At 71.1% G+C, this 14,289-nt stretch carries 13 protein-coding genes; 5 read left to right on the top strand and 8 right to left on the bottom strand.

Annotated elements, in window-relative coordinates; translation table 11 throughout:
* The 4 genes from SACE_RS11950 (at nt 1) to SACE_RS11935 (ending at nt 5,089) form a co-directional block, all read left to right on the top strand.
* On the top strand, nt 1-2,424 hold the full coding sequence (locus SACE_RS11950; protein ID WP_009947084.1) for a glycoside hydrolase family 65 protein: 2,424 nt from the start codon (nt 1-3) through the stop codon (nt 2,422-2,424).
* A gap of 71 nt (nt 2,425-2,495) precedes the next feature.
* Complete coding sequence (locus SACE_RS11945; protein ID WP_009947085.1) at nt 2,496-3,323, top strand: universal stress protein; 828 nt, start codon at nt 2,496-2,498, stop codon at nt 3,321-3,323.
* Nucleotides 3,324-3,334: 11 nt separating this feature from the next.
* Nucleotides 3,335-4,165 carry a universal stress protein gene (locus SACE_RS11940; RefSeq protein WP_009947086.1) on the top strand — a complete coding sequence of 277 codons (831 nt, stop codon included), beginning with the start codon at nt 3,335-3,337 and terminating at the stop codon, nt 4,163-4,165.
* Between the two features lie 24 nt (nt 4,166-4,189).
* Nucleotides 4,190-5,089, top strand: coding sequence for a universal stress protein (locus SACE_RS11935; protein WP_009947087.1), 900 nt, complete (start codon nt 4,190-4,192; stop codon nt 5,087-5,089).
* A 21-nt stretch (nt 5,090-5,110) separates the two neighbouring features.
* Here the strand turns inward: SACE_RS11935 and SACE_RS11930 are convergent, their stop codons facing one another.
* From SACE_RS11930 to ppk2, 4 genes are all read right to left on the bottom strand, one after another.
* Nucleotides 5,111-7,789 carry a GNAT family N-acetyltransferase gene (locus SACE_RS11930; RefSeq protein ID WP_011873686.1) on the bottom strand — a complete coding sequence of 893 codons (2,679 nt, stop codon included), beginning with the start codon at nt 7,787-7,789 and terminating at the stop codon, nt 5,111-5,113.
* 58 nt (nt 7,790-7,847) lie between these two features.
* The gene (locus SACE_RS11925; protein ID WP_029621665.1) at nt 7,848-8,858 is read right to left on the bottom strand and encodes an Acg family FMN-binding oxidoreductase; all 1,011 of its coding nucleotides are present in this window, start codon (nt 8,856-8,858) and stop codon (nt 7,848-7,850) included.
* Between the two features lie 56 nt (nt 8,859-8,914).
* A complete protein-coding gene (locus tag SACE_RS38545; protein WP_044547311.1) occupies nt 8,915-9,235 on the bottom strand; it encodes a hypothetical protein in 321 nt (106 codons plus the stop codon).
* 172 nt (nt 9,236-9,407) lie between these two features.
* Nucleotides 9,408-10,268, bottom strand: coding sequence for a polyphosphate kinase 2 (gene ppk2 / locus SACE_RS11915; protein WP_009947093.1), 861 nt, complete (start codon nt 10,266-10,268; stop codon nt 9,408-9,410).
* Nucleotides 10,269-10,411: 143 nt separating this feature from the next.
* Between ppk2 and SACE_RS11910 the strand changes: the two genes are divergently transcribed.
* Nucleotides 10,412-10,816, top strand: coding sequence for an Hsp20/alpha crystallin family protein (locus SACE_RS11910; protein ID WP_011873683.1), 405 nt, complete (start codon nt 10,412-10,414; stop codon nt 10,814-10,816).
* A gap of 41 nt (nt 10,817-10,857) precedes the next feature.
* Here the strand turns inward: SACE_RS11910 and SACE_RS11905 are convergent, their stop codons facing one another.
* The 4 genes from SACE_RS11905 to SACE_RS11890 all read right to left on the bottom strand — a co-directional run bounded on the left by SACE_RS11905 (nt 10,858) and on the right by SACE_RS11890 (nt 14,191).
* Nucleotides 10,858-12,066 carry a site-2 protease family protein gene (locus SACE_RS11905; protein ID WP_009947095.1) on the bottom strand — a complete coding sequence of 403 codons (1,209 nt, stop codon included), beginning with the start codon at nt 12,064-12,066 and terminating at the stop codon, nt 10,858-10,860.
* A 19-nt stretch (nt 12,067-12,085) separates the two neighbouring features.
* Entirely contained in the window at nt 12,086-12,979 is an 894-nt protein-coding gene (locus tag SACE_RS11900) for a universal stress protein (protein WP_009947096.1), read from the bottom strand.
* Nucleotides 12,980-13,047: 68 nt separating this feature from the next.
* Nucleotides 13,048-13,554: a universal stress protein gene (locus tag SACE_RS11895; protein ID WP_231849980.1), complete on the bottom strand. Its 507-nt coding sequence runs from the start codon at nt 13,552-13,554 to the stop codon at nt 13,048-13,050.
* A 22-nt stretch (nt 13,555-13,576) separates the two neighbouring features.
* Complete coding sequence (locus SACE_RS11890; protein WP_143538116.1) at nt 13,577-14,191, bottom strand: Rv1733c family protein; 615 nt, start codon at nt 14,189-14,191, stop codon at nt 13,577-13,579.
* Between the last annotated feature and the right edge of the window lie 98 nt (nt 14,192-14,289).

Raw genomic sequence — 14,289 nt, 5'->3', positions numbered from 1 at the left:
GTGGCAGCGGTCGATCCATGGCGCCTGGCCTTCAGCGACTTCGACCCGGCCGACGAAAGCCGCCGGGAAGCGCTGTGCGCGCTGGGCAACGGCTACTTCGCAACCCGCGGAGCCGCGCCCGAGGCCGGCGCCGATGACGTGCACTACCCCGGCACCTACGTCGCGGGCTGCTACAACCGCTTGACCAGCACGCTCGCTGGTCGCGAGGTGGAGCACGAGTCGCTGGTCAACGCCCCGAACTGGCTCATGCTCACCTTCCGCGTCGACGACGGCCCGTGGCTGGACCTCGGACAGGTCGAACTGCTCGACCACGAACAGGAACTCGACCTCGAACGAGCGGTGTTGCTGCGGCGGGTGCGTTTCCGCGATGCCGCCGGGCGCACCACCAGGCTCGTGCAACGCCGATTCGTCCACCAGGGCTCGCCCCACCTCGCCGGGTTGCAGACCACGCTCGTCCCCGAGGACTACTCCGCGACGCTGGCCGTGCGCTGCGGCATCGACGGGCGGATGCGCAACAGCGGCGTCGCGCGCTACCGCGCGCTGAACGGACAGCACCTGACCGGCCACCGCACCCACGAGCACCCGGACGAAGTACTGCTGCTGCAGGCCCGCACGAACCAGTCCGGGATCCTGCTGGCCGAAGCCACCCGCTGCCGCCTCTGGCTCAACGACGCTGCCCTGCAACCCCCGCGCACGCTCCAGCAGCACGACGACTGGATCGCCCACGACCTCACATGCCCGCTACGCCAAGGCGATGAGCTGCGAACCGACAAGATCGCGGCGCTGTACACCTCCCGCGACTTCGCCATCTCCGAACCCTCCTCCGAGGCCGTGGACGCCGTGCGCTGCGCCGCGGACTTCGACGACCTCCTGCGCAGCCACACCCGGGCATGGTCCCGCCGGTCGGCGGCGTTCCACTGCGGCCTGTCCGCGAGCCGGCCGGCGCAGCAGGCGGTGCGGCTGCACGTGTTCCACGTGCTCCAGACCCTGTCACCCCACACCGCCGACCTCGACGCCGGAATACCGGCACGCGGACTGCACGGCGAGGCCTACCGCGGGCACGTCTTCTGGGACGAGCTGTTCGTCCTGCCCACGCTCACCCTGCGCGACCCGCACCTGGCGCGCTCACTGCTGCTCTACCGCTACCGCCGGCTGGGACACGCCCGCAGGGCAGCCGAGCAGGCAGGCTTCGCCGGCGCGATGTATCCGTGGCAAAGCGGCAGCAACGGCCGCGAGGAGACCCAGCGACTGCACCTCAATCCGCGCTCGGGGCACTGGCTGGCCGACAACACCCACCTGCAACGCCACATCGGCATCGCCATCGCCCACAACATCTGGTACTACCACCAGGCCAGCGGCGACCAGGACTTCCTGGCCGACTTCGGGGCCGAGATGATCCTGGAGATCACCCGTTTCTTCGCCTCGCTGGCCCGCTACGACCACAGCCGCGACCGCTACGTCATCCGCGGTGTCGTCGGCCCCGACGAGTACCACACCGCCTACCCGGGGCGGCAACGGCCGGGCGTGGACAACAACGCCTACACCAACATCATGACGGCCTGGCTGTGCCGCACCGCCCTGCGCGCCCTGGCTGCCCTTGCCGACGAACGCCGCCACGAGCTCACCGACGCCCTCCAGCTCGGCCACCGCGAGATCGACCGGTGGAAGCGCATCTCCCAACGGCTGTTCGTGCCCTTCCACGACGAAGGCATCCTCAGCCAGTTCGAAGGCTACGAGCACCTGGCCGAACTCGACTGGGACGACCACCGGCGCCGCTACGACGACATCCAGCGCCTGGACCGCATCCTCGAAGCCGAAGGCGACGACCCCAACCGCTACCAGGTCTCCAAGCAGGCCGACGTGCTCATGCTGTTCTACCTGCTGTCAGCCGAAGAACTCGAAGACCTCCTCGCCGGTCTCGGCTACCCCATGCCCGCCGACACCATCCCGCGCAACATCGAGTACTACCTGCGGCGCACCAGCCACGGCTCCACCCTCAGCGCCGTGGTCCACGCCTGGGTCCTCGCCCGTGCCCACCGCCCCCAGGCCCTCACGTTCTTCGACCACGCCCTGGCCGCCGACCTGCACGACACCCAGCGCGGCACCACCGCCGAAGGCATCCACCTCGCGGCCATGGCCGGCAGCATCGACCTGCTGCAACGCTGCTTCGCCGGCATCGAGGTGCGCGACGCGAAACTGCACCTCAACCCGTACTGGCCCGCCGAGCTCGGCACGCTGGAGCTACCGATCCGCTTCCACGGGCAGGTCGTCACCATCACCGTCACCGGCCGCACCGCCACCGTTGGCACCGCGCCCGGTCCGCACGCGCCACCGCTGCTGTGCGTGTGCGGGTCCCGCACTGCCCAACTCGGCCCCGGCCAGACCGCGACCTTCGCACTGGAGCACCAGACCGACGGCCCGTGACCATGCGAGGCGCCTGCTGCTGACCCATTCTGGGTGCGGCACCGCCCGGCCAGGCGGAGGGGGAAGCAGCCATGGCGATGCAGGCACCCGTGGTCGTGGGGGTGGACGGTTCCGAGCACTCGGTGGCCGCGGCGACGTGGGCGGCCGGCGAAGCCGCGTTGCGGCGCGCTCCGCTGCGGCTGGTGCTGGTCACCGACCTTCCCCCGTACGGCGGCGAACCCGAGAAGGTGCTGCATTCCGCCGTGCTGCGCAGCACCGGACACCACCCCGAGCTGGCTCCTGAGTCCGCGGTCCGGCGCGGCGACCCCGCCCGCGAGCTCATGGACGAGTCCGAAGGGGCACAGCTGGTCGTGGTCGGCTCCCGCGGGCGAAGCCCAGTGCGGGCGAGGCTGCTCGGATCGGTCAGCGCCAAGGTCGCCACCCACGCTCACTGCCCGACCGTCGTGGTGCCCCACCAGCAACTGCCGGACGGCGGGCCGGTGGTGGTAGGACTGGACAACTCCCCCTACAGCCGGGCGGCCCTGCGGTTCGCCTTCGACGAGGCGGCCGTACGCGGCAGCGAACTCGTGGCCGTGCAGGTCTGGGAAGAAAACGAGTACGCCCCCATCGTGCCGCTGCTGGACTTCGAGGTCGGCGAGCGAAACGACGAGACCCGGCGAGCTCTTGCCGAACAGCTGGCCGGGTGCTCGCAGGACTACCCCACCGTGGCAGTGCGCGAGGTCGCCCGGCGGGGCCACCCGGTGGTCGCATTGAGGACCCTGGGCGAGGACGCGCAACTGGTCGTCGTGGGCCACCGCGGGCGTGGCGGCTTCGCCGGAATGCTGCTGGGATCGGTCGCCGCGGGCGTACTCGACCACGCCCCCTGCCCCGTCGCCGTCGTGCGCGGCGAGAAGAAGTGAGGAGCGCGGGCATGGTCAGCACCGGAAACCCCGTCGTCGCGGCCGTCGACGGCTCCGAGCACGCCCTCAACGCAGCGGTCTGGGCCGCCGAGGAGGCCCAGCGCCGCGGGGCAGCCCTGGAAGTGGTGATCGCCAACGACGACCCGGCACGGGCCGACTACGTCGACAAGGCACTCCACCAGGCCGCCGACCGCTGCCGCGAGCACGCACCCGGCCTGCGGGTCACCGAGGAAACGCTCAGCGGCTACGCTGCCGACGAACTGATCAGACGCAGCGAATACGCCCAGGTGCTCGTCACCGGCTCCCGCGGCCAGGGCGGCTTCGCCGACGCCCTGCTCGGGTCGGTGAGCAAGGACGTGGCCACCCACGGCCACTGCCCGGTGATCGTCATCCGCTCCGACCGCGCGTCCACCACCGGTCCCGTCGTGGTCGGTGTGGACGACTCTTCCGGCAGCCGTGCGGCTCTGCGCTTCGCATTCGACGCCGCGTCCCAGCGCGGCTGCGAGCTGGTGGTGATGCAGATGTGGCGGGAGGAGGGGCTGCTCGCGGTGCCCCTGCCACCCGAGGACCGGCAGCTGGTCCAGGACGCGATCGAGCGGTCGCTGACCGAGCAAACCGCCGAGCTGCGCCGCAACTACCCCGACGTGCCCGTGGGCCACGTCGCCCGGCGGGCCCACCCCGTCGCCGCGCTGACCGACGCCTCCGCGGATGCCCGGCTCGTGGTCGTCGGCCACCGCGGACGCGGCGGCTTCCAGGAGCTGTTCCTCGGCTCGGTCGCCAGCGGCGTCCTGCACCACGCACGATGCCCCGTGGCCGTCGTCAGCGACCCGGAATCACGGTGAACCACGGCGGAAAGGTGTCGCACCATGGCAGCACCGAAGACGGTGGTCGCCGGATTCGACGGCTCTGCGCAGTCGCGCAGCGCGGTGTGGTGGGCGGCGTACGAAGCCAGCAGCCGCAACGCGCCGCTGCTGATCGTGCACGCCTTCCCCGTCCCGCTGGAAGAGCTGACCCGGTTGCGGCTGCCCAGCGAGGCCCTGGAAATCGGACCACTGCGCAGTGCCGCCGAACGACTCCTCGACGAGCTGGCCGGCGAATGCGGCAGCATGCTCCCCTCGCTCGAGGTGCACACCGAGGTGCGCATGGGCCATCCCGCCGCCATCCTGGGCGACGCCGCCGCGGAGTCGGGCCTGCTCGTGCTCGGCCCGCCCGGCCTGAGCCGCACCCGGCGGGTGCTACTGGGCTCGGCATCGGCGGAACTGGTCCGCACCGCTCCGGCACCGGTCGTCGTGGTGCGCGGCGAACGCGAACACCAAAGAGCGGCGCAGGATCCCGCGCACTTCGAACGCGTCGTCGTGGGCGTCGACGGCTCGGCCTGCAGCGTGCGCGCGATCGAGTTCGCCCACGAGTTCGCCTCCCGCCACCAGGCCGGACTGCTCGCCCTGCTCGCGTGGAACCAGCTGCCCACCGATGCCATTCCGGCTGCCAGCGGATGGGCCATGGACTGGGGCGACATCACCCGAGCCTGCCAGCGCGAACTGTCGGAATCCCTCGCCGGGTACCGCGAGCGGTACCCGGAGGTGTCGGTCCACCAAGAGGTCGCGACCTCCCAGCCTGCCGCTGAAGCACTGCTCACCGCCGCCGAGAACGCCGACCTGCTCATCGTGGGCACTCACGGGCGAGGCACGTTCCGCGCAACGCTACTGGGTTCCGTGAGCCACGCCGTGGTGCACTACGCACCTTGCCCGGTGGCCGTGGTGCGCTGACCACGCCCAGGAACCCGGTGATCACAAGCGCAGCCGGCGGATGAGCGGATCGTCGGGTTCCCTGCGCCGCACCCGGATCCGCGCGTCGGCGATGCAGGCACCCTCGCCGGTGACCACGACCGGGTTGAGGTCGACCTCGGTGACCTCGGGCAGCAACTCCGCCATCCGCGCGGTCCGCAGCGACACGTCCGTCAACGCCGCGGTGTCCAGCGCCGCCACCGACCGCTCGCCGAACAACGCGGCCGACGAGCGCAGCTCCCCCAGCATGGCCGCCGCGTCACGATCGGTCAGCGGCACCAGCCGGTGGCTGCGGTCGGCCACCACGTCGGTGTCCACCCCGCCCAGACCGAAGACGACAACCGGACCGAACACGGAGTCGCTGTGCACCCCGACCAGGAACTCCCGGCCCGGCTCGACCATCGGCTGCAGCAGCACGCCGTGCAACGCCTCACCGAAGCGCCCGTGCAGCCGCGACCACGCCGAGCGCACCTCGCCGACGGTGGTGACGTCCAGGACGACGCCGCCCGCCCGTTCCTTGTGCACGAGCCCCGGCACCCACGCCTTGACCACGACTCGACCGGTCATGCTCCGGAACGCCGCGAGCAGCTCCACCTCGTCGGCACACACCGTTGTCGGCACCGCGGGAAGACCGAACGCGGTCAGCACTCGCTGCACCTGGTCAGGGCCGAGCCACCCGTCGGTGTCCTCGGCGATCGCGGAGGCCACCACCTCCCGCGCCGCCGCCGCATCGACGCCCACCAGGTCGGGCACGACGCCCGGCGGGACAAGTCGCCACCGCGCGTAGTCGCTGACCCCGGCCAGCGCTCGAGCCGCCACCGCGGGGTCGGAGAAAACCGGGACCCGACAGGCTTGCGAAGTCACCGAGTCCACCGCCCGGGAATGTCCGGCACGGACCACCAGCACCGGCTTGCCGAACTCCTGCCCCCGCTGGGCTTCAGCCGCCGTGTCGGCCACCACGGGCAACGGGTCCGCGACCGCCGTCGCGGTCACGACCACGACCACCGAGTTGACCTCACCGGATCTCAGCAGCGCCCGCAGGCTCTGCGCGAAGCCCGCGCTGCCGCATTGCGCGGTGGTGTCGACCGGGTTGCGCGTGCTCGCCTGTCCGGGCAGCACCGAGGCCAGCTCGGCCCGGAGGGCGCTGGAAAGCTCCGGCAACCGCAGTCCGCGGTCGGCGCACGCCTCGGCCGCCAGCGCCGCCAGACCGCCGGCGTTGCCCAGCACCGCCACGCGACCGCCCTTCGGCAGCGGCTGCCAGCGCAGGAGGCACACCGTGGCGAACAGGTCGTGCAAACCCTGCACCCCGATAGCACCGGACTGCCGCAGCAGCGCGTCCCGCGTGGTCCCTGGTGTGGCCGACGCCGCCGTGTGCGAGGCCGCGGCCGCCTGCGCGACCGGGCTCGCACCACTCTTGAGGACGATGACCGGTTTGCCGCGGGCCATCCGGCGCGACAGCCACGAGAACTTGCGCGGGTTGCCGAACGACTCCAGATAGACGACCGCCAGCCGGGTGCGCTCGTCACGCTGCCACCACAGCAGCATGTCGTTGCCGCTGACGTCGTACTTGTCGCCGACCGAGACCACACTCGAGACCCCCAGTCCGCACGCCGCCAGCCCGTCGAGCAGCGCGATGCCCACGCCGCCGGACTGAGTGATCACGCCGACGTCGCCGGCAGGAGCGCACCCGGAAGTGAAGGTGGCGTCCAGCCGCACGTCCGGGTCGGTGTTGATCACACCGAGGCAGTTGGGGCCCACCAACCGCATCCCCCACCGGCGCACGGCATCCACCAGCCCGTGCGCGAGCACGGGATCGGAGGTCACGCCCGCCGATACGACGACCAACGCCCGCACACCCTTGCGACCGCAGCTCTCGGCCACCTGCGGCACGGCCTCGGCCGGCACGCACACCACGACCAGGTCCGGCACCTCGGGCAATTCCTCGACATCGGCGAACGCGGGGAGGCTCTCGACGGTCCGGGCGTGCCGATTCACCGGGTAGCAGTTGCCGCGGAACCCGGCGGCCAGCACCTTGCGGAACACGGCGTTGCCCACCGACGACCGGTCACGTCCGGCACCGACCACGGCCACGCACGAAGGGCGCAGCAGGAAGCGCAGGCTGGCCACGTCGGCCACCCGCTCCCGGTCGCTGACCCAGGTCTGGTACTGCTGGTCGGTGTCCAGCACCAGCTCGACGTGCACGGTGCTGCCGTCGCGACGGGTGTGGCAGCGCAGTCCGCTGTCGGTGAACACCCGGAGCATGGCGGCGTTCTCGACCAGCACCTCTGCTGCGAACCGGCGTACTCCTCGCCTGCGCGCAGCGCTGACCAGGTGCTCCAGCAACAGCGTGGCCACCCCGCGCGCGTGCAGGTCACTTGCGACGACGAAGGCCACCTCGGCTTCCTCGGGATGGGCGAGCACCACGAAGTGGCCCACGCCGACCAGCCGGTCTCCTACGAACACCCCGAGCATGAGGCCGTGGGCGTCACCGCCGTCGAGCAAGCGTTCCACGAACCGGCGCAGAGCCTCCGGAGAGAGCGCCCCGAAGAACCGGAAGTAGCGTTCCTGCTCCGACATCGACTCGTGCAACCGCCGCACCTGCTCGACGTCGTCCGGTCCCACGGGGCGCACCAGCGCGACCGTTCCATCGGCCAGGACGACCCGCGCCGCCGCACGCGTCATGCCCTCACCCGCGTCTGCCCCCGCCGAAAGCGTCATAGGCCCACCATCCAGGGCTCGTTCAGTCCGGGCTGTTCACCGGCGAACCGGCATCCATCACCAGTTCCCACGGCGCACGCCGCGGCGTGCGCGGCATCGGCGAGCCGTAGCCGACGCGCACCACCGCCTGCGGCCACAGGCCCTCGCCGAGCAGCCGCCGCAACTCCGCGTGAGCCTGCTCGACCTCCACCACCTGCGACAGCAACGACGCCGACAGACCCAGCGATGTCGCCGTCAACAGCATCCGCTGCAAAGCCTGCCCCGCCTCCAGATCCGCGATCCTGCCCGCGCGGTACGAACACAGCACCACCAGCAGCGGTTCGTCCTCGAAGTCCTTGCCCGCCACCCGCTGCCGCGCCTGTCCGCCCGAGAAGTCGCGCACCACCCACTGGTCCTGCGGCTCGGGCTCCGGCCCCGCGCTCGCCGCCGGGACGCCTTCAACCACCCCCTCCGGCGCACCGGTCCAACGGGCCAGCTCCTCCCGGAACCGCGGATCGTCCATCTGCTCCCGGTGCGCGCGGTGGACCAGCCGTTCCAACTGTCCTCGCTCATGCCGCTCGACCAGGTGCAACCGGCAGTGCTCCTCGTGCACCGCCTTGACCATCTCCTGGCGGTGCACGGGCGGGACCGGGGCGTCCAGGAACGGACGCCGATTGCTGCGCCGCGCCGGGATAGCCCGGTAGAGCGCCTCTTCGGCCGGTGCGGCGGGCCCGTGGTCCTGAACGCGAACCGCTGCCAGCGCCGACGGACCAGCCAGACGCGGCAGCAACGTCACCACCGGCCGCACACCGGCATGCGCGAGGGCCAGCCGCAGGTTCAACAGCGCCGCACCACAGGCCAGCCGCAGTTCCCGGTCGCTCGGATCGGCCGCCGGGAGTCGCCGGTCGGGGTCACCGTGCAGCTCGATCACGTGCGGCGAGAGCCGGAACCGCCACGGCTGGCTGTTGTGCAGCGACGGCGCGGCAGCCGCCGCACGGACCACGTCTTCGGTCTGCTGCGCCGACAACCCCAACGCCGACGGAAACGAACTCATCCTCCCCACCCCCTCGGGCGAGCTGCGAAGTCGACCCCAGCGTGCACCACCCGGGCTCAGGCAGCGACCCTGATGACCGCCGCGCCCTTCACCCGGTCGTGAGCGAGGTCGCGCAGCGCCCGGTCAGCCGCCGCGAACGGGTGGGAAGCAGTGGCGACCCGCACCCGGTGACGCGCGGCGAACCGCAGGCGAAAGAGCACGTGGATGAACTCGGCGAGGCCGGCGAAGACTGGGAAACGAGGCCGTCGCCGGGCGTGTTCGCGACGGGTTCTTGGTGCCGCCGCTGTGGTGAGGGCTCCCTCGCGGGTGGCGCTGTCGGCGAGGATGCTCTCCACGACGCCGGGGTGCAGCGCGGCACGTTGCCGGTCTGGTCCCACGCGACTGCGCCGATGCGGCCGAGTTCTTCCAGCACGGCCCCTCCTTCGACCAGCATCCGGGTGCTCGGTCCGGTCAGCCAATGCTGCGTCCGCCACGGCACCTGCCCCGTCGTCGTGGTCAGACGAAAGCGGCCGACGAGGTCCAGCCCTGGAGACCGGCTACCACCGGCGTTCACAACAACCCAGCGGCGTGATCCGGGACGTAGGTGTAGCGCGTGCGCGATGGCCGCTGGGTCGAGCCGGCAGGCGGCACGGCAGGCAGCTCGACCGACGGCCGCGACGGCTCGTAGTACGGCACGGTCGAGAGCAGGTGCGCGATCATGTTGATGCGCGCCCGCCGCTTGTCCTCGCTTTCCACCAGGTACCACGGGCATTCCGGAATATCTGTGGCCGAAAGCATCTCGTCCCGGGCAGCCGAGTACTCGTCCCACCGGACCATCGACTCCACGTCCATCGGCGACAGCTTCCACCGCCGCATCGGATCCTCGCTTCGCCGGCTCAGCCTCCGCAGCTGCTCGGCCCGGCTGACCGAGAACCAGTACTTGCGCAGCAGTAGGCCGTCCTCGACGAGCAGGCGCTCGAAGACCGGGCACTGCACCAGGAACCGCCGGTACTCCTGATCGCTGCAGAAGCCCATGACGTGCTCCACGCCCGCGCGGTTGTACCAACTGCGGTCGAACAACACGATCTCCCCCGCGGCGGGAAGCTGCGCGATGTAGCGCTGGAAGTACCACTGCGTGCGTTCCCGCTCGGTCGGCGCCGGCAGGGCTACGATCCGCGCCACGCGGGGATTGAGGTACTCCGCGACCCGCTTGATCGTGCTGCCCTTGCCCGCCGCGTCGCGTCCCTCGAACACCACGACGAGCCGCACTCCTTCGGCCCGGACCCATTCCTGCAGCTTCACCAGCTCCCCCTGCAAGCGGAACAGCTCCTTCTCGTAAACCGCGCGGGGCAAGCGATGGGGACCGACGTTCGCGTCCCCGTCCGACCGGGTGTTGCCGGCCATCGCGATGTCCTCCCACATCGACGTCATCCCGCCACGAGGGTCCTCCTCCGCTCCACCCGCCGCACCGCCGGCGCCACCGCGGGCGATTTCGGGTCTCTCGGCCCTGTCGGCCGCTCGGGCCGCGGACGGAGGCTCGGAGACGCCGAAGCCAACGACCAGGAGGGAACACCATGACCAGCTTGCTGCCTCGGCCGAGCATGGCTCTACCGGACCTGTTCCGCATGTTCGAGAGCGAGTGGCCATTCGGCGAACGGCACTCCATGAGGGTGGAAGCCTTCACCGACGAGGGCGATTTCGTGGTGCGCTGCGAGCTGCCCGGAATCGACCCGGAGAACATCCACATCAACGTCGAGGGCAACCAGCTCAAGATCGATGCCGTGCGCAAGCAGGAGCATCGCGCCGAGGCGCACAGCGAGTTCTACTACGGCTCCTACAGCCGCACGATGTTGCTCCCGTCCAGTTGCGACACCGACAACATCAACGCCGAGTACGAGAACGGCATCCTGACCATCCGCATTCCCCGGCGCGAGGCCGAGGCGAGCAAGGAGATCCCGGTCGCCCGCAAGGGGAAGTAGCGCGGGACGACGACGGGCGTGGCCGAATCCGGCCACGCCCGCTACGCGTCCTCACGCTGTCCGGGGAACCACCACCCCGGCGGCGGAGTTGGTTCTTCTTCGCTCCATCTCAGGTCTGCCCCACCCGGGGTCCCGACATGCAAACCGTGCCGGGCGACGGCGCGACTGATGTCCGAGGGCGACACGATGCCGACGAGTTCGTCGGCGCGAAGCACGACGATGCGCCCTCCGGTGTCGGCGGACAGGCGGGGCAGCACGGTCGCCAGCGGCTCATCGGGTTCGGCGGCCGGAACGCGTTCCGGGGGCACCGCGAGTGCCGCTACGCTCGTCGAACGCCGTTCCCGCGCGGGCACGCTCCGCAGCTGCCGCAACGTGACCAGGCCGTTGAACCTCCCGGAATCGTCGGTGAGGGGGAAGGTCGAATGCGGCCGGTCGAGCACGACCTTCTGGACGAACTCCTCGACCGACCGCCGACCGTCGGCGGTTTCGACCGGGCTCGACATAACGTCCCGCACCCGCACCCCGGCCAGCGCCATGCTCACCCGCGCCTGCTGTTCCTCCGCCGAGGCGACGCTGATGATGAACCAGCCCAGCAGCACCCACCAGATCCCCCCGACGCCACGGGCGAGCAGCTCCACGAACCCCAGAGCCACGAGCACGAAGCCCAGTCCCCGGCCGGCCCGTGCCGACCACACGGCGGCCTTGTACCGGTCGCCGCCGAGCCGCCACAGCACCGCGCGCAGGACCCGACCGCCGTCCAGCGGCGCTGCGGGAACCATGTTGAACACGGCGATGACCAGGTTGAGCAACGCCAGGTAGCCGAGCACGGCCGCAACCAGTTCGGCCGTCATGAGGTCGGCAACCCACCAGGCGACCCCGAACAGCACTGCCAGCACGAGGCTCGCGGCAGGCCCCACCACCGCGATCACCAGCTCGGCGCCGGGGCTGCCCGCCTCACCGCGCAGCCGAGCGACCCCTCCCAGCAACCACAGCGTGATGCCGTCCACGGCTACACCGTTGCGGCGGGCCACCACAGCGTGCGAGACCTCGTGGGCCAGCAGCGAGGCCACCAGCAGCACCGCCGCGGCGACCCCGCTGAGCACGTACCCGACCGCGCTGTGCCCCGGGTAGAGGAGCGGCAGGGTGTATCCGGCCAGCCCGACGACCACCAGCACGACGATGCCCACCACGCTCCAGTGCAGGCCCACCCGCAGGCCCGCGACCCTGCCCAGCGCGATCGTGTCGTTCACCGTGGTGCTCCGGGCCGCGTCACGCCATGGCCGGCAGCACGGCGACCGGGCAAGGTGCGTGATGCACCACTGCGTGGCTCACCGAACCGAGCACGAGCCGGCGGACACGGCCGCGACCATGGCTCCCGACGACGAGCAGACGTGCTCCCTTCGCTTCGTCGAACAGCGTCCGCGGTGGCTGCTCGGCAGCGACCACCCGCCGCACCGGCACGTCGGGATACTGCTCCGGCCATCCCGCCAGCGACTCCGAGAGCACTTCGAGCGCGTCGTCGCGCATCTCGCTCCACGGCAGTTCCCAGCGCTGCACACGCGCGTACGGGTCCAGAGGGAGATCGCTCAGGGAGTGCACGGCCACGAGCTCGCCACCGTGCCGCGAGGCGAAGTCGAAGGCGAAACCGATCGCGCGTTCGCTGACCTGCGACCCGTCCACGCCCACCACCACCGGTGCGGGCCCCTGGGCCGGTTCCTCGCCTCGGACGACCACCATCGGAGCACCCGAACGGCGCGCCGCCAGCTCGGCCGCGGTCGAGCCGAGCTCGCGCCAATGGGCACCCCCCGTCCCGACGGCACCCAGCACGAGCAGAGCGGCGTCCTCGGCCTTGGCGGCGAGCTCCTCGGCGGGATCACCGAACGGCATGTCGTCGCGCACGTCGACATCGGGCGCCAGCTCCCGGCAGCCCGCGACCAGGGTTTGCAGTTCGCGGCGGAGCGCGTCCTTGAGGGGCTCCATGATCTCCCGCTGGCCCGGCACGGTCACCTGGGTGAGCTCGGCGAAGGGCCAGACGAACACGTGCACCAGCAGCAGTGGCCGATGTCGGCTGGCCGCCTCCGCGGCCGCCCACCACACGGCTCGGCGCGAGGCATCCGACAGATCGAAACCCGCGACGACGCAATCGCGACCGGACTCCGGCATGAGAACCGACCTCCCCGTCCAACTGATCAACACCCGCGCCGTGCCGTCTCCACGTCAGGAGGAATCGCTCATCCCAGCACGGGATCGTTGATGATCTGCTCCTCGCCGCGCCCGACGTCATCGTCGTCGAGCTCCACACCGGCGGGCACGATCACCACCGGACAGCGCGCCTTGTGGGCGCACTTCAGCGCGGTGCTGCCCAACGCTCCGCCGAACCGCCCGTGCCCGCGGTCCCCCAACACCAGCATCGCCGCGTCGGCGGAGTTGTCCACCAGAACCTCCGCTGCGCTTCCTTCGACCAGTTCCGCCTGCACCTCGGGGTTCGCGGCGCCGGCCCTCGCTTCGCGGACCACTCGCGCAAGTTCCTCCCGGCGCCTGTTGTGGATCTCGTGCGGCGCCATTTCCGGGCGGAGCAGCATCGGTGCGGGGCCCGACATCACCGCGTGGGACTCCCATGCCATGATCGCCAGCACCGACGTCGACCTGCGCCGTGCCTCAGCAAGCGCCCACCGCAGGGCTCGTGAGCTGGCGTCGGAGCCGTCGACCCCGACCACCAGCAGTCCGTCTCCGCTCACCTTCGCCACCCCGAATTCCTGATCAACCCAGCCATTGGCTCCATCTCGGCCCCACGCGGTCCCATTCGCGTTCCCAGTCCCTGCGGGCGTGGGTGTACCCGGCTCGTCGGACGAGGACGATCAGCACCACGCAGAGGGTCTGCATCGCGGCGAACACACCGATGCCACCCACCACCGCCGAGGCGAGCACGTGGTCGGCATCCGGTGGGGCGACGGTGACCCGGTCGTCGGTGTCCACCCACAGGTGCATCCTGCTGCCCGGCGCGGAGCTCAGGTCCACGGCGACCACCTCGGTCCGCGGCAGTCCGTCGCGTCCGGTCCAGGAAACCGGCGCCCAGGCCCGAGTCGTCTGGGTGCCGTGCGGACCCGAGCCGACAGTGCGAAGCTCAGCTGGTCCGGTCACGGTGGCATCGACCTCGTGCCTGGTGGCCGCCGCACGTTGGGCGTCCACGAGCCCCTGCTCATAGCTCATGCTTGCCCAGGTGGCGGCCAGGGGCAGAGCGAGCAGGGCGGCGCCGACGATAGCAACGGTCACCAGAGCGACGACGCGGTCGACGCCGCGCCGCAACGGGTTCGGCTTCCAGCCCAACGCATGTGCGAACCAGCACGCGTCCGCCCACAACCACCCACGCCGCATCGCGCGCTCCTGTGAGGAACCAGCTTCCCGGATCCACCGTGCTTGACCGGTCATGTCCTCCACAGGGCATTTCGTCACGGCGTTCGAGGTCCGGACTG

Origin of the sequence: Saccharopolyspora erythraea NRRL 2338 (assembly GCF_000062885.1) — a bacterium.
In the GTDB taxonomy this organism is placed as follows: domain Bacteria; phylum Actinomycetota; class Actinomycetes; order Mycobacteriales; family Pseudonocardiaceae; genus Saccharopolyspora_D; species Saccharopolyspora_D erythraea.
This window is presented reverse-complemented; position numbering and strand designations above follow the sequence as displayed.

What these genes read in the sequence shown, in the direction of transcription:
- SACE_RS11890 (WP_143538116.1), bottom strand. Translation starts at nt 14,191, where the DNA reads ATGCGGCGTGGGTGGTTGTGGGCGGACGCGTGCTGGTTCGCACATGCG.
- SACE_RS11930 (WP_011873686.1), bottom strand. Translation starts at nt 7,789, where the DNA reads ATGACGCGTGCGGCGGCGCGGGTCGTCCTGGCCGATGGAACGGTCGCG.
- SACE_RS11900 (WP_009947096.1), bottom strand. Translation starts at nt 12,979, where the DNA reads ATGCCGGAGTCCGGTCGCGATTGCGTCGTCGCGGGTTTCGATCTGTCG.
- ppk2 (WP_009947093.1), bottom strand. Translation starts at nt 10,268, where the DNA reads ATGACGTCGATGTGGGAGGACATCGCGATGGCCGGCAACACCCGGTCG.
- SACE_RS11945 (WP_009947085.1), top strand. Translation starts at nt 2,496, where the DNA reads ATGGCGATGCAGGCACCCGTGGTCGTGGGGGTGGACGGTTCCGAGCAC.
- SACE_RS11910 (WP_011873683.1), top strand. Translation starts at nt 10,412, where the DNA reads ATGACCAGCTTGCTGCCTCGGCCGAGCATGGCTCTACCGGACCTGTTC.
- SACE_RS11935 (WP_009947087.1), top strand. Translation starts at nt 4,190, where the DNA reads ATGGCAGCACCGAAGACGGTGGTCGCCGGATTCGACGGCTCTGCGCAG.
- SACE_RS11925 (WP_029621665.1), bottom strand. Translation starts at nt 8,858, where the DNA reads ATGAGTTCGTTTCCGTCGGCGTTGGGGTTGTCGGCGCAGCAGACCGAA.
- SACE_RS11940 (WP_009947086.1), top strand. Translation starts at nt 3,335, where the DNA reads ATGGTCAGCACCGGAAACCCCGTCGTCGCGGCCGTCGACGGCTCCGAG.